The following is a 19,692-nucleotide window of genomic DNA, read 5'->3' on the forward strand; positions in this document are numbered from 1 at the left end:
AGGGACGAGTTTGATCCCATAGAAAAAAGACCTTGTTACAGGTCTCTTCGCATTGGCTTAGCGTTCACATGCAATCCCGTCTTTATCACGGTCAAGTCGCTTATTTTTTTGGTAAAGTGCTTTTGACACATACGGCTTGTACTTTGTTTTGCCGCCTTTGTTTTTCGTGTTTTTGCTTTTCGCTACGCCGCCTTTATAGACTTTGTTCAGCGCTTTGCAGTTTTTGTAGGACTTGACTGTTTTTGCATCTGCAGTGTGGGTGTCGACTTGTGTAACGCTTAGTAAAAGACCTAAGGACAAGACAGCCACCATGATTTTTTTCAACATGTAGAATCCCCCTATTTTTTCTATTTTTACATTTTTATCATATGTCACCACTTTTTGTTTTTCAAGACTATCGAGCTAAATATATTGATTTTTTTGGAATGAAACATGCTTTATATCCTATATGGTACACTGAGTGGGAAACCTTTCCGGTTTTGACACGTATATGAAGAGAGGAGTTTTTCACATGAAAATGAAATATACCATTCTATATGTAAACGATGTTGAGGCGAGTATTCATTTTTATCAACATGTACTTGGCTTTCCTATGAAACTTAAGGTTGAATCCTATGTTGAGTTTGACACGGGGGACGTGACATTATCGATTAACTCGCGTCAGGATGTCAAAGATGCACTTGGATTGCCTGTCCCTGAAGCAAATCAATCCTCGCAAACGTTTGAGATTGGATTTGTTGTGGATGATGTGGAACAAACCATTGCATCAATGAAGGAAAAAGGGGTTTCGATCATCAAAGAACCTGCAAAAAAACCATGGGGTCAAACCGTCGCTTATGTCGCTGATCCTGATGGTCATTTCATTGAAATATGTGATGCCGTCTCCTAATCCTGTTTAAAGGAGTGAACCAGTATGAGAAAAAAACATGCCTTTATCGCCGGTGTTTGCTCAATGATTGTGATTTGCAGTGCCGCTATTATTTTGCAGCACCATGAGTGGATAGGATGGGTCAGTGGTGGAATCTCTATTATCGGGATCATGATGTCTGGGCTTCTAATGGGGGCTTGGACAAGCGGAGATGAAACAAGAGCCGCCTATCATTCTGAAACGAAAGAACACCGCATGTGGCGTCTGGATACGGCCTTTCTCATGATGATCTTTGCACTTCCGCACATGGCAGTGTCGATCTTTTATTTTTTAATGTAAACACTTGTTAAAAGGAGTTCGTCATATGGCTGTTTTTATTTTATTCGTTGTATTTGGCTTCCCTATTCTTTCTGTGCTGATTGGCATTTTTGGCACAATGCTTTTGAAGAATGTTTGGATGCCGACTTTGATTGTCCTGTTAGCCAGCGTCATTCTCATGTACACATACATTGGCGGGGATGAATCCTTTCTCATTTGGGTCATCATCTACACCGTCTTTACGTTGATCGCTGCATGGATGACAAAGCGGTTTCGGTTCAAGTAAAAAAGAACAGTTTGCACTGTTCTTTTTTTGATCATATATCGGCGCACCATAGCTCAATTTCAATTTTCAGCTCCGGCCATCCTAAAGCTGATACATAAGCAACCGTCATTGATGGGTAAGCTGTTTTGAAGATCGTATCCCACTGAGGATATAGATGATCCCAGTCGATTTCTTCTGTTGCCCATATATTGACCTTGATGACATGCTCTTCATTCAATCCTTCTGATTCAAGGATTTTTTTGATATTTTCAAACGTATTGGTTACCTGGTCGTTTAAACTTGATGGTACCTGTCCATCGATATCTGTTCCGACTTGACCCGATGTAACAAATAATCCCGCGCCCTTTGGTACTCTTGTGATATGACTATAGCTGCCAACGGGCTTCGGCATACTTTCTGGGTTTTTTCTTGTGATTTTTTCCATATGATTTCCCTCACTCACTTTGATTTTTCTGCTAGATTTCTCTTCATGTAGACAGACTTCACCAATTTCTATCTATCCTAAAAGAAAACAGCAGTGGAGTATCCATAGCCACAAGGTAAGAACATCAATATTTTCTTTTTCATGACCGGAACACTCCCTTTTGATTGCGTGAGCAAGGTTTTGATTATCTATATAGTACCTGAAACGAGACGTTCAGTCAAAATGGTTTATAGACGATAGCGCGCAATATCGTGATTCAATCGTATGCTTAGTTCATTGAGCCTTTCTGCTGCTTTTGCCACATTGGATATGGCTGTCACTTGTTCGTCTGTGGATGCGGTGATCTCTTCGATCGCAGCGGCATTTTCCTGAGAAATATGGGCTGCGCCTTGCATGGCTTTTGTGATGAGGTCGTTTTGCTCTAGTAATGCATTCAGCTCTTTTGCCATTGCGTCTGTTTCAACGATGGTTTGTGAAATCGACGTAGAGATGGCATTGAATTCATGTTCTGTTGCATGTACCGCGTCATCTAACTCAGCGAAACGATCCATTGTGTTTGACATCATGTCGGCTGTTGCCGTCGTTTCTTCTTTAATGCCTTGTACCATTTGCTGAATTTGCACTGCTGATTGTTTTGTCTGCTCTGCTAAATTCCGCACTTCACTCGCCACAACCGAGAAGCCCTTACCGTGCTCTCCTGCGCGTGCTGCTTCTATGCTGGCATTCAGCGCAAGTAAATTCGTCTCATTTGAAATACTTTCAATCGTATCTGTAATTTTAGAGATATCCTGTACTTTTGTACTTAATTGCTCAATGCCTGCTCTAATGCCTTGAGACGCTTGAATGGATTGTTCATTTGATTGTTTTAATTGCTGAACAATTTGCTGGCCCTGCTGCGAAGATTGATTCGATTGGTCAGAGATTCGTTTAATTTGGTCACTTTGTTCTTTGACGTTCTCAATGGATTGATTGAACTGGGTCATTTGTTGATTCGCTACATCAAGGTCCGATGCCTGATGAAGTGTTCCAGTCGATATGTCACCAATCGCTCGGCCAATCTCTTCACTGCTAGCTGAGGTTTCTTCAGATATTGCTGATAAATCTGTCGCTGATTCGACGAGTTGACTGCTCGTCTCCTGTAGACCGCTTACAAGTGTCCGGAGTTCTCCTGACATATGATTAAAGCCTTTTGCCAGCTGTCCAATTTCATCTGTTGTTTCTTTTAAACTTGTGCGTTCAAGATTCCCCGCCGCAATTTCTTTTGAAGCAGCAGTGACTTGTTTGAGCAGTCTGACCTTTCTTCGAGCAGCTAAATAAAAGACGCCAAGACTGAGAAGAGCGACACCTGCTGTAATGAGCATGATATAGAGCTTCATCTGCTCTAATTCTTTATAAAATTCATCCTGAAAGACGGCAATGCCGATACTCCAATTCCAGGGCGTGAACTGGCTCATATAGGCAAGCTTTTGCTTTTCTTCCCCAGTGGCATCGTCCTTATCTAAATAGGTCACATAGTGTGCATCCTCGCCTTCTGATTTGGCTCCAGCGACCATTTTTTCACGATTGGTCGTGTTATCTGGAATGACGCCAATGTCATTGACAGGATGGACTTGAGAGGAATAATCTGCTCCATATGCGACAAGATAGCCTTTATTTTTATAGATAAAATCTGACTTTTGAAATTGGTACCCTTTCCCGTTGTCATTTTTTGGCCCGCTCAAGTAAATGCGGGCTTGTTCCTGTGCCTGATCGAGCGTCAGTTCTTTTTTCTCTACACGATCATTCAACTGTTCAAGTGTAGCCATTGCTCCGCTGACGATGTGCTTTAAATCTGCTTTCCCCGCATCAATTAAGACATGTTTCGCTAATAAATACCCCGTTGTCCCAACAAGTCCGCCGGTTAAGATCGTGATGACGATAATGGCAGACATTAATTGAAAAAAGACACTCCTTGACGCAAACATTTTCCTTTTCATATACAAATTCCCCCTTACTTCATATATCGACAAACGGGGTAAAGTATTAAAAAGTCATCAAAAAATCCCTTTCACTCGTTGGAAAGGGATTTTCTAATTATCGATCTGTTTCTTTAAGAATGGCTTGATAGAGATCATCTGCTGGCGTGAGGCCACATACTTCTTCCAGCACACCTTCAATGCCTTTTTCTTTTCTTAATACCTGCAAACGAACCGCTTCTTCGTCTTCGGCGAAGTCATAAGCGAGAGCTGCAGCAATGCCTTTGATTAAGTACTCTGGCTGCTTGATCTTTTTCGCCGGACCGATTAAACGGTCATCTGCTCCTAGCTTTCTAAGAGGAGAGCGTGCGACGCGAGTGACTTCGTCGGAGATAAAAACATTTTCGAATCGTTTGATGATTTTTTGAATATACACATCATGTTCTTCTTTTTCAAAGCCATATGTGTCGATTAAATAACTGCCCGTTTCGTGCAGTGCACCTTCAACCACCTGGCGAATCTCTGGTGTATCGACGGCTTCTTTAATCGTTTGAACGCCTTGCTGATACCCGACATAAGCCGCTAGTGCATGTCCTGTATTGACAGTAAAGAGCTTGCGCTCAATATACGGCGTCAAATCTTGTACAAAGGTCGCTCCGTCAATTTGAGGAACGTCCCCAATAAAGCCAGTCTCATCAATGACCCATTCGAAAAATGGCTCGACTGATACTTTTAAAATGTCCTCATGGTGCTGAATCGGCACAATGCGGTCCACAGCAGCGTTTGGAAAACCAACTGTTTTTGATAACGCTTCTTGTTCCTCTTCTGTTAGATGAGAGAAAACGGCTTCTTTTAAATGAGAGCTGCCTCCAATCATATTTTCACATGCCACGATGTTGATGATATGGTCAGGCTTTTTCTGTTTCAATCCTTCAGCAATCGATGAAGCAATGATCTTCAAAACGGTTGGTCCAACAGCTGTTGTAATCAAATCGGCTGATGCCACCGCCTCTGTTAATGCCGCTGGGTCTTGTGCAGAATTGATCGCTGTCACTGGACCGACTACTTCTTGCTTCTGACCTGGTGCTGCGAGTTCAACCGTGTATTCTCCTCTTGCATTCAGCTCGTTGATGACCGCTTCATTTACATCAGTGAAGACAAGCTCAAAGCCTGATGTTTTTAACAAAGAACCGATAAACCCTCTGCCAATATTCCCTGCTCCAAAATGAAGTGCCTTCATGTTAGTTCACCTCGTTAAAGATGGCGATCAATTCATCCTGATCCTTTGCATGGATGATGCGTTCTACATTTTCCTCTTCTGAACAGACAATCGCAATTTGAGAAAGAATATCGAGATGTTCGTTGTTTTTACCTGCGATGCCAAAGACGACTTTGGCGATATTTCCTTCGCCGTATTCAACGCCATCTGGAATTTGAATGATGGAAATCCCAGAATGAAGGACAGCTGCTTTCGCATCCTCTGTTCCATGAGGAATCGCAATCCCGTTGCCCATAAATGTAGACGAGATATTTTCTCTTTCAAACATTTTGTCAACATAATCACTTGTGACATAGCCATTTGCCACTAGGACTTCGCCTGCTTTTTTAATGGCTTCTTCTTTCGAGCCTGCTTGTTCGTTAAGAAATATATTGTCTTTTGATAGTACTTGTTTCATGAATGATCACACCTTTTTTTAGAATGGAAAATCAGGAAAACAACCAAAACGGGGAGTTCAATGAAGAAAAATTGAACTCAACCCGTTTCGCCATGTTATTTTTTCAATTTCTCAATTAGCTCATCGTATTTCGGGCTGTTTAAGAAATTATCAACTGAGATATGCACAGCGCCTGGCAATTTTGCCTTGGCTCTGTCTGTTAAATCTTTATGAGTGAAGACCACATCAGCATCATTTGGAATGTTGCTGATGGATGTGTTTGTCACATCAATATCAAGCTCTGCCTTTTTGACTTTATTCTTTAAGATGGATGCGCCCATCGCACTTGAGCCCATTCCTGCATCACAGGCAAAGATGATTTTGTTCACATCATCTGGATTGACATCACTTGGAGATGCTGCTTGCTCATTTGCTTCAGCGTCTTCTTTTTGTGCTGTAAGAGCAGAGGCGGCTGCGCTTTTCTTCCCTTTCATGTCCTGCATTTTTTCTGTTGCTGCTGTTAAGTCTTCGTCAACTGCTTTTGAAGCTTTTAAAATCACAGAAGCGACAAGGAATGAGACGACGGTAGCCACGACAACACCTGCTAGAACAGCAAGATGTCCGCCTTTTGGTGACATCAGCATGAGAGCGATAATACTTCCTGGTGACGGCACAGCCTTTAAGCCTGCATTTAACAGGGTAAAGGTCAGAACGCCGCTCGCTCCCCCTGCAATCACCGCCAAAATGAGCTTTGGTTTCATTAAGATGTACGGGAAGTAAATCTCATGAATTCCTCCTAAAAATTGAATGACAATCGCACCCGGTGCAGACTGCTTTGCATTCCCTCTTCCGAAGAACATGTATGCAAGTAGAACACCTAAACCTGGCCCTGGGTTTGTTTCAAGCAAGAACAGAACGGACTGCCCTGTCTTCGCCGCTTGCTCTACTCCTAAAGGACCTAAGATCCCTTGATTAATCGCATTGTTTAAGAACAAGACTTTCGCTGGTTCAATGAAAATACTTGCTAGCGGAAGCAAATGTGCATTCACAATGATATCTACACCTGCCGCAAGGGCTTTATTTAGACCAAGTACCACTGGTCCGATGGCGTAGAAGGCAATCGCGACAAGAATGGCACCTAAAATCCCTGCCGTAAAGTTATTCACAAGCATTTCAAAGCCCGATTTGATTCGATCTTTGAAGAGCTGATCAATTTTCTTAATCAAGTAACCGCCAAGTGGTCCCATGATCATGGCACCTAAAAACATTGGAATGTCCGAACCGACAATGACCCCAATCGTCGCAGTTGCACCGAGTACCCCGCCTCGATGGTCGTATACGAGTTTACCGCCTGTGTAACCAATTAAGAGCGGCAGTAAGTAGTTGATCATTGGGCCAACAAGTGAAGCTAATTGTTCATTTGGCCAATAGCCACTCGGAATGAATAATGCCGTAATGAGTCCCCAAGCGATAAATGCTCCAATATTCGGCATAATCATGCCGCTTAAATAGCTTCCAAAGCGCTGTACTTTTACGCGGAATCCGCTTTTTTCCTGCATCTATGAAAACTCCTTTCTTCTTTCCCTTTATTTAGGGCTTTATAGGTCAAAAGATATAAGAACAAGTGTCAGTGAAGCCCTTAACCTTATCGTAAAACGCTTTCACTTTCTCTTCAATTGAAACTAAATGTCACTTTGTCACTTAGTGTGTGACAAAATTGAAATATGATGTGAATTCTCTGTCAGAGCATAGGACAAATAGAGTAAAAAAGTTGATGTGCCGTGGTTTTGACGCAAAATTCATTGGAATTTCACAACTTTCAAATCGTCACTTCTTGTTTCCTCTTCTTAAATCGAATAGGCTTATACATGATCAAACCTATTCAATCAAGAAATGTCTGCGCAGACATGACACAGAAAAAGTGAACCATCTTGCTGTTTGTTTCGTTTACCTTTTAGAGTGAGCGGCACAATAGGAGGAGCGGTTTTTTCTGTGACTCACAGTTTACTGCCGCTTTCTTTCTGATACATGAGACATTTTCATAGGTAGAAAGGCGGTTATACACTTGTTGAAACATAGTAAGTGGCTTCTGCTCCTTATCGTTACGTTTGCTTTTTTCATTCCAAAGGAAGCATTTGCCCATGCATACGTCGTCAGCTCGAATCCAGCAGCAAATGAAGAGCTGGAGAAGCAGCCTCCTTCGGTCTCTATCACATTTAGTGAAGGAATTGAAAGTGGATTTCATGCCATTAAGGTGCTAAATGCAAAAGGGGATCGTGTGGATCAAGGTGATACGGTCATCAAAGATCAAAAAATCATGGAAGCTGCTTTAAAAAAGGGTTTACCAAAGGGAATTTACACCATTCAATGGAATGCGGTATCAGCAGACGGGCACTCTGTCTCTGGCATGATCCCGTTTAGTATTGGCAAAGCGGATGGCGGTTTTGACCAATTAGATCAAGGTCAAACGAATGAATCCATCGATGTTGCCTCAACCATTGACAAAGCCTTTCTTTATACGTCGTTTAGCTTATTTCTCGGGACCATTTTGTTTGGACTGTTTTGGTTTAAAGCAGCCATTTCACCTGTATTAGCGAAAAGAATGAAATGGCTTTTGACATTGTCACTGGTCATGATGGGCGGAGCACTCGTGTTCCAGCTGCCGATTCAAACAAAATCAGCAGCAGACGTGTCTTTTTGGGGAGCATTTCAGCCAGCGCTTTTACAAGAAACCATTGCATCGACTTCTGGCGGTAGTTTGTGGATGATGCTCATGGTGTCATTTGTGCTTCTAACCATTTGGAGCCTAGTTGCGATGAAAAAAGGGGATTTCACTTCTTTTCGGGTATGGTTGTTTCCACTGCTCCTATTCGCAGTACTTCTCTGGCTGAAGGCACAAATTGGACATCCAGCAGCAACGGATAATAAAATACTGACAACGTCACTTGATTTCATCCATCTCGTTTCTGCATCAATCTGGGTCGGTGGTTTAACAGCTATTGTGCTTTTATTGTTGAAGAAGCTGCCAAATGAAGATCAGCCGCTCTTACGGAATACGTTAACAGCGTTTCACCCTTGGGCACTGCTCTCTGTTGGACTCATTGTGTTTTCAGGATTTGTAAATGCGATCTTTATTTTGCAATCGTTTGATGCTCTTTTCGAATCAGCATACGGACGAACCTTTTTAATCAAGCTTGGCTTATTTATCTTGATGGGCCTTCTTGGGCTTGTCCATTACTTGATGCTAAGATGGGAAAAGAAACAGAAACAAAACGTTTCGTTACGAGCTGAGTGGATCATCGGAATCGCTATCTTGTTATTAACAGCTGTATTCACCAATATCCCGAGCCCTCCTCCGCCTGCACCTGAGCCGTTCTTCGGCGCAAACCAAGTGGAGCATCGTGACATTGTGTCCATGAGCATTACCCCTAATGCCCCGGGCAAAAACACATTCGAGGTCGCATTTACGAAGAAGGATGGACAAACGATTACTGATATTCAATCTGTGTCAGCCAAGATCCATAAAGTCACCTTATTCGGTGAAGAGAAACCGAGTGAATTTCAGCTGAAACGATTAAAAAATGGTCATTACTCTGCTGAAAACCTCTTGTTAAATGAAAAAGGTACTTGGAAAATTGACATCCATGCGTTAACTGGTTCTTTTGAAAATATTGATACCACATTTATTAGAAGAAACTAAAAGGAGTTCATACCATATGAAAAAATACGTTAAAGCTTTATTACCAATGCTTCTCGCTTCATTTTTATTGGCGATTCCTGTAAGTGCTCACGTCACAGTCAAACCTGATACGTCTGCGACAAATGCGTGGGAAACCTATACGTTAAAAGTTCCTTCTGAGAGTGACAGCCCAACGACTAAGGTTGTCTTGACAATACCTAAAGGCGTCGAATTCCAACAATATGAGCCAGTCTCTGGATGGAAAACGTCAACTGAAGAAAAAGATGGCAAGGTGACAAGAGTGACTTGGGAAGCAACCGGTAAAGGCGTGCTTGCCGGACAGTTCCAGCAATTCGTTTTTGTAGCGAAAAACCCTGAAAAAGCAGGGGAAGCTGCATGGGATGCGTATCAATATTATAAGGATGGAACGGTCGTTGAATGGACTGGCGATCAAGATGCTGATAAGCCGCATTCGATCACAAACATTGTCGCATCTAATACGGTAACGGATTCACATGGTCAAGAAAAACCAAAAGAAGAAAAGGCATCTGAAACAGCCTCCAATTCTTCTTCACCACTTGTGCTAGGGTTGTCCATTGCTGCTCTAGTCGTAGCACTGATTGCGCTTGTGCTTGCTTTTAGAAAGAAATAATTGATTCGTAAGCGATCGTTTTCACGGAGACGATCGCTTTGTTTCTTTCCACCTTGCCTGAACACGAGATGCAAGGCTTTGCCTGCAAGCTTGGACGATCAACCTCCATTTTCCCAACCTATTATTACCAATATAGGATTGAATAGGATGATGACGCATGCCATAATGAGACACATGACCACCTAGGAGGCTATAAGATGAACCATCTAATTATATTTGCTCATCCCCAGCAAAGCTTAAATCAAACCTTATTAGATCTTGTTGTCAGCACTCTTTTGAACAATGGTCATAAAGTGACTGTTCGTGATGTTTATGCTCTTGGTTTTTCACCAGAACTAAGCATCTTGGAAAAGGCTGCGATCAAACGGGGAGATGTCCCAATTGCCATTCAAACAGAGCAGAAGCTAATTCAGCAAGCAGATGTCCTAACGTTTATTTTCCCCATTTGGTGGACAGGCTTACCCGCTATGCTAAAGGGCTATGTAGAACGCGTTTTTTCTGAGGGCTTCGCTTATCAAATCAATGAGCATGGGGCTATTGAAAACCTGCTTCGGCACAAAAAAGGGGTCATTATCAACACGCACGATGCTCCAAGGACCTTTCTTGACTCTAACCGGATCGTTTCCGCTTCTCACCGAATGACATCAGATACAGAAGTCTTCAATTTTATTGGTGTTGAGCCTGTTGAACGACTTTTGTTCAGCAGCATGGAGCAGGCACCAGCAGATTACATCCACGACATTCTGAAAGAAACAAAAGAAACGGTGGAGCAGCTTTTTCCGCCGGCTGTTTAACATAAAAAAGACTGCCGAGATTCCTTATTCGGACAGTCTTTTTCACGTCTATTCGTCTAAACCAATGGATACATATTTGGTTTCTAAATAAGGTTCGATCCCTTCGATGCCGCCTTCACGGCCAATTCCGCTTTCTTTCATTCCTCCGAATGGTGCTTGAACAGCCGATGGGCCGCCATCATTCCAGCCAATAATCCCGTAATCAAGATTCTCTGAGATGTAGAGGCCGTTTCGATAATTTTCTGTAAAGAAATAAGCTGCAAGACCAAACGGTGTATCGTTCGCTAATTCAATCGCTTCATCTAGCGTTTTGAACGTCGTAATCGGTGCCACTGGTCCAAAGGTTTCTTCATGCATGATGTTCATGGAAGGGTCCACATGTGTGAGAACCGTTGGCTGGACAAAATAATACGACTTGTCATCATCGAAATGCGTATCTCCGCCGACAAGGATTTTCGCCCCTTTATCGACTGCATCTTGAATTTGGCTGACAATTTTATCAAAGCCACGCTTGTTGATAATTGGGCCGATGGATGTGCCCTCTTCAAAGCCATTTCCCACTTTCAGCTTTTCGACCTCTTTGCTAAAGACTTGAGCAAATGCTTCATGAATGTCTTCATGCACAATTAAGCGGTTGGCACAAACACAGGTTTGTCCTGCATTACGGAATTTAGATGCCACTGCTTGTTTGACAGCTAGTTCGAGATTGGCATCTTTGTCTACGATGAGCGGGGCATGACCGCCAAGCTCCATTGATACGTGCTTGACTGTACTTGCACTGTTTTTGATCAAATGCTTTCCGACTGGCGTTGAGCCTGTGAACGTGATTTTGCGAATCAATGGACTATCTGTGAATATTTCACCGACTTCTTTTCCATCTCCAACCACCCATTGCAGGGCATCCTCTGGAATTCCGGCTTCGTGGCCTAATTTTACAAGTTCAATAGCCGTCAGCGGCGTATCTTCGGCAGGCTTCACAATAAAGGTACAGCCCGCTGCAAGTGCTGGTGCTGCCTTTCTCGTGATCATGGCTGCTGGGAAATTCCACGGTGTAATGGCCGCAACAGGTCCAACTGGCTGCTTTGTGACAAAAAGGCGTTTGTTCGTCGTATGTGACGGAATGGTTCTGCCGTAGATTCGTTTGGCTTCCTCTGCGTACCATTCAATATATCCAGCAGCATAAACGATTTCGCCTAATGCTTCTTGATACGGCTTCCCGTTTTCTTCCGTGATGATTTTTGCGAGCCTTTCTTTATGTTCAATCATGAGATCAAACCACTTGCGAATGATATTGGCACGTTCATGTGCTGACGTTTTTGCCCATACTTTGAATGCTTGATGTGAGCGAGAAATGGCGTCTTCGATCTGTTCTTTTGTATGCTGAGCAACTGAAGCAATTTCTTCTCCTGTTGCAGGATTATACACTTTGAGTTCGTTTGTCATGCTCTACCGTCTCCTTCGTTCTTGGATTCATTACATATAGTATATACCCAATGAGTGCCCAACCTAAAAGCAATATCCATTCAGTTGGCCATGATAAGGAGGCCGGCATCCCTGGAAAATAAAATGAAAGAAACAGGAGACTCAGCCCGATGGCTAAAACGCCTGTCGTTCGCCAATACTTAATGCGGTACGGACGCTCAAGCTCTGGTTCTACTTTGCGAAGTCTCATAAAGGCAATGGACACAATTAAGTACCCGACGATGATCCCGACACCGCCTGCATTGACAATCCATACGAGAGCAGGGCGCCCTAATAATGGAGCGAAAAAAGCCAAAGCACCAAGAAATAGAATAGCATTTGTTGGCGTTTTATACTTTGGATGAATATACGCAAACCACTTGGAAATCATGCCTCTTTCCGCCATCGCGTATAGAATACGACTTGCACCGATGATAAAAGCATTCCAGCTCGTCACAATCCCTGCTACACCGCCAATGACAAGCACTGTCCCAAATGCTTGATGACCGAGAAGCTGCACCATGGCATCTGCTGTCGCCAATGAAGAGGCTTCAAGCTGTCCTTTTGATAGCCCCGCAGCTACCCCAATGACAATAAGTAGGTAAAATACGACCGCACTCACGATGGAGATAATTAAAATTCTCCCAATGATTTTCTTCGGCGCATTAATCTCTGCTGCTACTTGCGGAATCACATCAAACCCAACGAATAAAAAAGGAATCATGACTAACACGGCCATAAGCCCGCCAACCCCGCCTTGAAACATTGGCTCAAGGTTTGCAAAATCTCCATTAAAAGTCGCGCCGCCTAAAAGGAGAAAGCCTGTCAAAATAATCGCTACTGTGAACACAGACTGAAAAATGGCTGCGGGCTTTGCCCCAATGTAATTCAGTGCTGTTAAAAACAGTGCACCGCCAGAACCAATCAATACCCATGTGAAATAAACGTCCCATCCCCCTATATTCCATAGGAAGCCAACATGCTGTGTTGGAATCACATAATCAATAACTGTCGGCAAGGCAACAGCCTCAAACGTAATGACGGACACATAACCAAACAATACGCCCCATGCTGAGACGAACGCTGATTTCATCCCAAATGCCCGCTGGACAAAGACGAGCCCTCCGCCTGTCTCTGGAATCGCAGACGAAAGCTCAGCATACGTCAGTCCAATAAAGATGACGAGAATACCGCCTATAACGAAGGCAATCACACTGCCTAAAAATCCAGCTGTTAAAATCCAATCTCCCGAAAGTACAACCCAGCCCCATCCAAGCATTGCACCTATGGATAAAAACAGTACGTCAGACTGCGACATGGTTTTTGCCATTTGTTGTTTTTGCATACAACCATCCCCCTTTGTTGTTTAGCGTGCTTTGAAGGCGTCCTCGATGATCCCTAGTCCTTCATGAAGCAGCTCATCTGTGATGACAAGTGGTGTTAAAAAGCGAATAATATTCCCATTAATCCCTGCCGTTAATAAGAGTAGTCCGTGCTTGTTTGCATAGGCTGCAATCGCTGCGGCTGTTTTCTTATCTGGTGTACGCGTTGTTTGATCTTCCACAATTTCAATGGCCGCCATTGCCCCTAACCGGCGGACTTCCCCAATGAATGGATACGTTGTTCTCCAATCATTTGCTTTCTCCTCAATGACTTGTCCGATGTGCTCAGATCGTTGATTCAGTTGTTCTGTTTCAATAATATCAAGAACCGCTAGTGCTGCCACGCAGCCTAATGGACTTCCTGCATATGTTCCCCCTAGCTCCCCTGGATCTGCCGCATCAAGCAGTTCCTTTCTGCCGACGACACCGCTCAGCGGCAGGCCAGCTGCAAGAGATTTTGACACCGTGATTAAGTCAGGCACCACATCAAAGTGCTCAATGGCAAAATATTTCCCTGTTCTCGCAAAGCCTGTTTGGATCTCATCTGCAACAAACACAATCCCGTGCTGCTGACAGAATGAAGCAACGTGCTGTACAAAACGCTTCGATGGTACAATGAATCCGCCCTCCCCTTGGACTGGCTCCATGACCACACACGCAACGGTTTCTGGTGCAACGGCAGCGACGAAGAATTGATTGAATTGATCAATGATGTACTCATCGTAGGCTGCATCGCTTAACCCTTCTGGCTTCTGATAGTAATACGGGTATGGCGCTTGATACACCTCTGACGCAAATGGTCCGAACCCAAATTTATATGGCTTGACCTTACTCGTCATGCTCATCGTCATATTCGTTCTGCCATGGAAGCCTCTTGTAAACGAGACTACTGCCTGTCTTTTCGTATATTTACGTGCAATTTTCACCGCATTTTCAACGGCTTCTGCGCCTGAATTGAGAAAAATGGCTTTCTTGTCATGATCTCCTGGTGTGAGGCGGCATAGCTTTTCAGCTAATTCAATATACGATTCGTACATCATCACGTTGAATCCTGGGTGAATCAGACTGTCTGCCTGTGCTTTGACGGCTTCCACAACCTTTGGATGTGAATGCCCTACATTTAACGTACCGATAGCACCGGCAAAATCGATAAAACGTTTCCCATCGATATCGAACAGCTCGGCTCCCTTCCCTTTTGCTGCAAGATGACGGTTGCCATTACTCACGCCTCTTGCGACATATTGATCTCTTTTCCCCTGCCATTCCTCTGTTGAAAAACGGTTTGTTGTCGTTTGACTCATTGTCATCCATCCCCTTTATGTCTTTTTTATTATTCTGAATATTTTTTGGTATGATAGAAAGTACCAATATCATTTTTTTCATGGTACCAGAGAGGAAGGAATGACAAGATGCTGACAATTCAACTAGACCAAACAGGGGCAAACGGATTTATTTATCATCAAATTTACACGAAAATTAAAGGTGAAATTTTAAATCGAAATCTTCAGCCGCATGATCAATTACCTTCCAAACGAGAGTTAGCCGATACTTTAAATGTCAGCGTCAATTCAGTGAATGGCGCATATCAGCAGCTGCTTGCCGAGGGATATTTATATTCGGTTGAACGCAAAGGTTTTTTCGTGGAATCACTAGAAACGTTTCATGAATCAGGTCAGCTGAAATCCTCTACACTCCCAGCAGATTTAAAGGAAGAGCCGATTGCACGGGACGATTGGTATTCCTTTTCACATATCTCAGTCGATACCACTCATTTTCCCTTTAAAAGCTGGTTGAAAAGTGAACAAAAGGCGATCAGCCTCCACCAAGAAGCGTTTGGCGAGCTTCCACATCCACAAGGTGTGTACGAGCTTCGGGAAACGATTGCCCGGTTAATCGGGCTGGCAAGAGGAGTCAAATGCTATCCAGAACAGCTCATTTTAAGTGCAGGCACGCAGTCACTTATCCATTCGTTATCAAGCATTCTTCCAGCCGATCAAGTATACGGGTTAGAAAACCCTGGCTATCGCCGGCTCTATCAAATGCTAAAAAACAATCATCACCGAATTGAAACGATTGGCATTGATCAAAAAGGAGTGCGGATGAGTGACATTCAGAAGAAAGAGCCGAATGTGTTGATCATTACCCCTTCACATCAATTCCCAACAGGGGTGATTATGCCAATTTCCCGGCGGATTCAGCTCTTAAACTGGGCAGCCGATGAGCATGACCGTTATATCATTGAGGATGATTATGACAGTGAATTCAAGTATGGGACTGACAGCATTCCAGCGCTGCAAAGTTTGGATCGATATGACAAAGTCATTTATATGGGGACCTTTTCAAAATCATTGCTGCCAGGCTTAAGGCTAAGTTACATGGTGCTCCCGCAGCATTTATTGAGACGTTATAAAGAAGAACAGCACTTCTTCATTCAAACAGCCAACCTTTTTACACAATACACCCTTCTTCATTTTATAAAGGATGGGGCGTATCAGCGACATATCAAAAAAATGAATGGTTTATATGAGGAAAAGCGGAAGCAACTCATTGAAGAGCTCGACACGGTGTTTGCTGACAACGTGCGGATTATTGGGGAAAATGCTGGACTTCATTTTATCGCAGAGTTCCGTTCAAACCGCACGCAGCATGAGATTTTACAGCGTGCGAAAGAAAGAAAGCTGAAAATGTATGGGATGGACCGTTTTACCCTTGATGAGCAATTACCGGGGCATCAGGAAGGCTTTGTTCCACTCGTTCTTGGCTTCTCTCATATGCGACCAGAGGATATTGAGCCGGCGGTAAAACGACTGTATGAGTCGATTTATGGGAAATAAAACAGCCAGCTGCTTTACTAGACAGCTGGCTTACCACCGCTCTTTATCTACGGCTAGAATGGATGACATGAGCCCAGGAAAAGCGGTCTCGATGTCTTGTTTTCTTAAAGAATAGTAGCGGTGTTTTCCGTCAATTCTCACTTTCACGATACCTGCCTCCCTCAGCACTTTGAAGTGATGGGAAAGCGTAGATTTGGCAATGTTCATTTCATATGTGCCGCATGTCCTCTCCCCCGTTTCCGCTAAACAGCGGACAATTTCTAAACGGACAGGATCAGCCAAAGCGTGCAGCACAGAAATCAGTCTCATGTCTTCTTGGGTTGGATAGATTGGATTATTCATACGATAAATGTATCGTATTTTGTGCCAACATACAATTTTCTTACTCGCCTCATAAAGTAACGATACATCCTTCGCAAACGACTATGACCATATACAAGCTTTCTTGTGAAGGGAAGGATCTCATTTGACACGAAAGAGATGGACTGACTTATGTATAATGTTACTCGCCATGTGCTTATATGGATGCCAATCCGTCCAGCATTCCGAATCTAAACCACCTAGTGCAGAAGAGTTATTAGCTCTCGATGAACAGGCAGATTTATTTCAATGGGAAAAAACTGTCTATGAAGCAAATGTAGATTGGACCCATCAACTAACCGTCACTAAAGATCAGCAATTAGGTGTGATTCAGAAAACAGCTGCCGAACATTTTAATCACGGCACAGCTTCCTAGCTGAAAAAAGGGACAGCGATTTACTCTGTAAAGGAGCGAAAAGACCTTTTGATCGCTGAACTTAACGGACAGATCATCATATATGCCGCACATGCAGAAGGATAAAATACCTGTCATAAGATAGGTGTTTTTTAAGTTTCTTTTCTTGTCATAGGTCATTGGTTTTGTTATCATTGCAAAAGTGACCACTCGGTTTCCATTGTGACCATATGGTTTTGCCGATTCGGAAAGGACTTATGAAGATGAATGAAAAGCAAGAAGAGATTTTGCGGGTTTCGAAGAAATTATTTTCTCAAAAAGGCTATATGAGTGTCTCCATGCAGTCAATTGCCGATGCCTGTAAAATATCAAAAGCGTCTATTTATAAGCTGTTTGATTCAAAGGAAGCTCTTCTATTAGAACTGATTAAATACAATCAGTGCAAAATGAGAGAGATTTCTCAGATCATTCATTCAGAAACGACGCTGTCCAAAAAGGAAAAATTCACAAAGAAGATCAAGCTTGAGCTTGAAGAGTTTAAAGAGAATCATAAATTTTTGAATATGCTGTCCTTTGAAGCTTTTTCACAGCATTCGCCCATTGTGATTAAGCATTTACGTGAGACACGCTCCATTATCATGCAGCGGCACAGAGACATTATTTTAAGCACATATGGGGAATCTGTTGCGCCTTACGTCTGGGATCTTGTCATTGTCCTCAACGGATTAATGAGAGAATTCATTTTAATGCTGGCTATTGAGCGCAAGAACATCCAATTAGAAAATGCCGCCGAAATGATTATCGGCGTGATGGACCGTGTGTCGAAAAAGCCTTGCTCTATTGAGCCTGTGCTAACAGATCAGCTGATGGACTCTTATTTGCTTTCCACACAGGACGAATACGATGAAGAAAAGCTTGTCATCTCGTACTTAACGAAGATTAAACAAGAGCTTCACACACTGGTAAACGGGGAAGAAAAGGACGATTTCCTCTCTGCGTTTGAACTGCTAAGTGAAGAATTATCAAAGGACCAACCGAGAACCTTTTTAATCAGCTCACTACTCGATTATTTAGGCAAAAATAGCATTTTATCACAAAACGTGTCACAGCTGAAAAGCATCATCTTATAGATAAAGAAGGGATAACATGAACCAATCTACAACATCGTATAATCGATCTGTGATTGTGGGGATTTTCCTCGTTGGGGCATTCGTGGCGATTTTAAACCAAACGCTGCTCATACCAGCGATCCCACATATCATGGAGGAATTCAATATTGATGTCAGCAAAGGACAGTGGCTCACCACAGCCTTTATGCTGACAAACGGGATTCTCATCCCGATCACGGCTTTCTTAATCGAGAAATTTTCAAGCCGTTCTTTAGTTTTAACAGCGCTTAGCATCTTTACAGCCGGTACCATTCTTGCTTCATTCGCTACGAATTTCCCTGTATTACTTGCAGCGCGTATTGTGCAGGCAGCTGGCGCAGGGATTTTAATGCCGCTGATGCAAACGATCTTTTTAACCATTTTCCCGAAAGAAAAGCGCGGGCAGGCAATGGGCATGGTCGGACTTGTCATATCTTTCGCACCAGCTCTTGGACCGACACTTGGCGGCTGGATTGTTGATTCCTTCAGCTGGAAGTTCTTGTTCTATATTGTTCTGCCAATCGGTATCATTGATCTCATTCTTGCTTTCTTCTTAATGAAAAATGTAACGCAGCAAAGAGAGACACGTATTGATGTTTTATCTGTCATCTTGTCGTCCTTCGGTTTCGGCGGACTGCTTTACGGATTTTCTAGTGTTGGCACATACGGCTGGACAAGTGCCACTGTCCTCATTTCGTTGATTGTCGGCGCTGTGAGCTTGTTCTTCTTTATTCTGCGCCAGTCGAATTTGACAAGACCGATGCTTGAATTTGGTGTCTTTAAGTTTGCAATCTTTAGCTTGACGACCTTTCTTGGGATGCTTGTCTTTGCTTTATTGATTGGGACAGAGACGATTCTGCCGCTCTATACGCAGAATGTCAGAGGGTTGTCTGCTCTTGATACAGGACTGATCTTATTGCCAGGTGCTCTCTTTATGGGGCTCCTCTCACCAATTATTGGACGGATTTTTGATAAAGTCGGCGGAAAAGGGCTGGCATTAGGCGGGTTTACGATACTTACCGTGACGACCTTGCCATTTATGCTGCTCACCCTTGATTCATCGATCGCCCTCATTACGGTCGCTTACACGCTTCGCTTAATCGGGGTTGGGATGATCATGATGCCGCTGACAACAGCAGGTATCAACTCTTTACCGCCTCATTTGATCCCGCATGGGACAGCGATGAATAATACGATGAGACAAATGGGCGGTTCCATTGGGACGGCTGTGCTTGTCTCCATCATGAGCAGCTCTGCTGCAAATGCAGAATTAGCCAGCCCATTAAAATCAGCCGTTCATGGAATGAATACGTCATTCTTCATTTCTGGTCTGATTGCTGTCATTGGGCTTGTCCTCTCCTTTTTCTTAAAGGAAAAACGCAATAATAAAGTGATGAAGCAGGAGCTATCTTCCTCATCATCTTCTTCATAAGAAAAAGAGCTCGGCATATTGCCGGCTCTTTTTTCATATACTCACGCTATACCGTCCTCTCTGAAAACACATTTGTATTTCTAGTGAAG

At 43.2% G+C, this 19,692-nt stretch carries 20 protein-coding genes; 10 read left to right on the plus strand and 10 right to left on the minus strand.

Annotation, left to right across the window (positions count from 1 at the left end; translation table 11 throughout):
- Window positions 1-57: 57 nt before the first annotated feature.
- Complete coding sequence (locus tag MHH40_RS08245) at window positions 58-327, minus strand: excalibur calcium-binding domain-containing protein (RefSeq protein ID WP_003214076.1); 270 nt, start codon at window positions 325-327, stop codon at window positions 58-60.
- Between the two features lie 184 nt (window positions 328-511).
- Between MHH40_RS08245 and MHH40_RS08250 the strand changes: the two genes are divergently transcribed.
- Genes MHH40_RS08250 through MHH40_RS08260 form a run of 3 tightly spaced genes read left to right on the plus strand, consistent with a single transcriptional unit; the run spans window position 512 to window position 1,472 of the window.
- A complete protein-coding gene (locus tag MHH40_RS08250; RefSeq protein WP_268459643.1) occupies window positions 512-889 on the plus strand; it encodes a VOC family protein in 378 nt (125 codons plus the stop codon).
- Window positions 890-913: 24 nt separating this feature from the next.
- A complete protein-coding gene (locus MHH40_RS08255; RefSeq protein ID WP_137055614.1) occupies window positions 914-1,207 on the plus strand; it encodes a DUF5316 domain-containing protein in 294 nt (97 codons plus the stop codon).
- 25 nt (window positions 1,208-1,232) lie between these two features.
- The gene (locus MHH40_RS08260) at window positions 1,233-1,472 is read left to right on the plus strand and encodes a DUF2651 family protein (RefSeq protein WP_003214096.1); all 240 of its coding nucleotides are present in this window, start codon (window positions 1,233-1,235) and stop codon (window positions 1,470-1,472) included.
- Between the two features lie 31 nt (window positions 1,473-1,503).
- Here the strand turns inward: MHH40_RS08260 and MHH40_RS08265 are convergent, their stop codons facing one another.
- From MHH40_RS08265 to MHH40_RS08285, 5 genes are all read right to left on the minus strand, one after another.
- Entirely contained in the window at window positions 1,504-1,896 is a 393-nt protein-coding gene (locus tag MHH40_RS08265) for a RidA family protein (RefSeq protein ID WP_034664057.1), read from the minus strand.
- Window positions 1,897-2,123: 227 nt separating this feature from the next.
- Window positions 2,124-3,872 (minus strand): methyl-accepting chemotaxis protein, encoded by a 1,749-nt coding sequence (locus MHH40_RS08270; protein ID WP_251191116.1) that lies wholly within the window; start codon window positions 3,870-3,872, stop codon window positions 2,124-2,126.
- A gap of 97 nt (window positions 3,873-3,969) precedes the next feature.
- Window positions 3,970-5,091 carry a mannitol-1-phosphate 5-dehydrogenase gene (locus MHH40_RS08275; RefSeq protein WP_340900917.1) on the minus strand — a complete coding sequence of 374 codons (1,122 nt, stop codon included), beginning with the start codon at window positions 5,089-5,091 and terminating at the stop codon, window positions 3,970-3,972.
- 1 nt (window position 5,092) lies between these two features.
- The gene (locus MHH40_RS08280) at window positions 5,093-5,527 is read right to left on the minus strand and encodes a PTS sugar transporter subunit IIA (RefSeq protein ID WP_012008933.1); all 435 of its coding nucleotides are present in this window, start codon (window positions 5,525-5,527) and stop codon (window positions 5,093-5,095) included.
- Between the two features lie 95 nt (window positions 5,528-5,622).
- Entirely contained in the window at window positions 5,623-7,065 is a 1,443-nt protein-coding gene (locus MHH40_RS08285) for a PTS mannitol transporter subunit IICB (RefSeq protein WP_212046378.1), read from the minus strand.
- 506 nt (window positions 7,066-7,571) lie between these two features.
- On the opposite strand from MHH40_RS08285, the gene MHH40_RS08290 reads away from it, so the two are divergent.
- The 3 genes from MHH40_RS08290 (at window position 7,572) to MHH40_RS08300 (ending at window position 10,631) form a co-directional block, all read left to right on the plus strand.
- Window positions 7,572-9,206, plus strand: coding sequence for a copper resistance CopC/CopD family protein (locus tag MHH40_RS08290; RefSeq protein WP_212046377.1), 1,635 nt, complete (start codon window positions 7,572-7,574; stop codon window positions 9,204-9,206).
- A gap of 16 nt (window positions 9,207-9,222) precedes the next feature.
- Complete coding sequence (locus MHH40_RS08295) at window positions 9,223-9,837, plus strand: YcnI family copper-binding membrane protein (RefSeq protein WP_003214390.1); 615 nt, start codon at window positions 9,223-9,225, stop codon at window positions 9,835-9,837.
- A 197-nt stretch (window positions 9,838-10,034) separates the two neighbouring features.
- A complete protein-coding gene (locus tag MHH40_RS08300; RefSeq protein WP_137055609.1) occupies window positions 10,035-10,631 on the plus strand; it encodes an NAD(P)H-dependent oxidoreductase in 597 nt (198 codons plus the stop codon).
- Window positions 10,632-10,679: 48 nt separating this feature from the next.
- On the opposite strand, the gene MHH40_RS08305 is transcribed toward MHH40_RS08300, so the two are convergent.
- From MHH40_RS08305 to gabT, 3 genes are read right to left on the minus strand one after another with little or no spacing between them, the layout of a single operon-like run.
- Entirely contained in the window at window positions 10,680-12,074 is a 1,395-nt protein-coding gene (locus MHH40_RS08305) for an NAD-dependent succinate-semialdehyde dehydrogenase (RefSeq protein WP_253621852.1), read from the minus strand.
- Window positions 12,049-13,437: an APC family permease gene (locus MHH40_RS08310; RefSeq protein ID WP_340900918.1), complete on the minus strand. Its 1,389-nt coding sequence runs from the start codon at window positions 13,435-13,437 to the stop codon at window positions 12,049-12,051. The genes MHH40_RS08305 and MHH40_RS08310 overlap by 26 nt, the downstream gene beginning before the upstream one ends.
- A 21-nt stretch (window positions 13,438-13,458) precedes the next feature.
- On the minus strand, window positions 13,459-14,775 hold the full coding sequence (gene gabT, locus MHH40_RS08315; protein WP_340900919.1) for a 4-aminobutyrate--2-oxoglutarate transaminase: 1,317 nt from the start codon (window positions 14,773-14,775) through the stop codon (window positions 13,459-13,461).
- A gap of 108 nt (window positions 14,776-14,883) precedes the next feature.
- Between gabT and gabR the strand changes: the two genes are divergently transcribed.
- A complete protein-coding gene (gabR, locus tag MHH40_RS08320; protein WP_340900920.1) occupies window positions 14,884-16,308 on the plus strand; it encodes a MocR-like transcriptional regulator GabR in 1,425 nt (474 codons plus the stop codon).
- Between the two features lie 30 nt (window positions 16,309-16,338).
- Here the strand turns inward: gabR and MHH40_RS08325 are convergent, their stop codons facing one another.
- Window positions 16,339-16,650 (minus strand): ArsR/SmtB family transcription factor, encoded by a 312-nt coding sequence (locus MHH40_RS08325; protein WP_050945500.1) that lies wholly within the window; start codon window positions 16,648-16,650, stop codon window positions 16,339-16,341.
- A gap of 124 nt (window positions 16,651-16,774) precedes the next feature.
- On the opposite strand from MHH40_RS08325, the gene MHH40_RS08330 reads away from it, so the two are divergent.
- From MHH40_RS08330 to MHH40_RS08340, 3 genes are all read left to right on the plus strand, one after another.
- Window positions 16,775-17,044: a hypothetical protein gene (locus MHH40_RS08330; protein ID WP_340900922.1), complete on the plus strand. Its 270-nt coding sequence runs from the start codon at window positions 16,775-16,777 to the stop codon at window positions 17,042-17,044.
- A gap of 242 nt (window positions 17,045-17,286) precedes the next feature.
- Entirely contained in the window at window positions 17,287-18,153 is an 867-nt protein-coding gene (locus MHH40_RS08335) for a TetR/AcrR family transcriptional regulator (RefSeq protein WP_226804653.1), read from the plus strand.
- Window positions 18,154-18,169: 16 nt separating this feature from the next.
- Window positions 18,170-19,603: an MDR family MFS transporter gene (locus tag MHH40_RS08340; RefSeq protein WP_050945497.1), complete on the plus strand. Its 1,434-nt coding sequence runs from the start codon at window positions 18,170-18,172 to the stop codon at window positions 19,601-19,603.
- Window positions 19,604-19,692 lie beyond the last annotated feature (89 nt).

It is taken from the genome of Bacillus sp. FSL K6-2431 (assembly GCF_038005165.1).
Classification (GTDB): Bacteria; Bacillota; Bacilli; order Bacillales; family Bacillaceae; genus Bacillus; species Bacillus pumilus.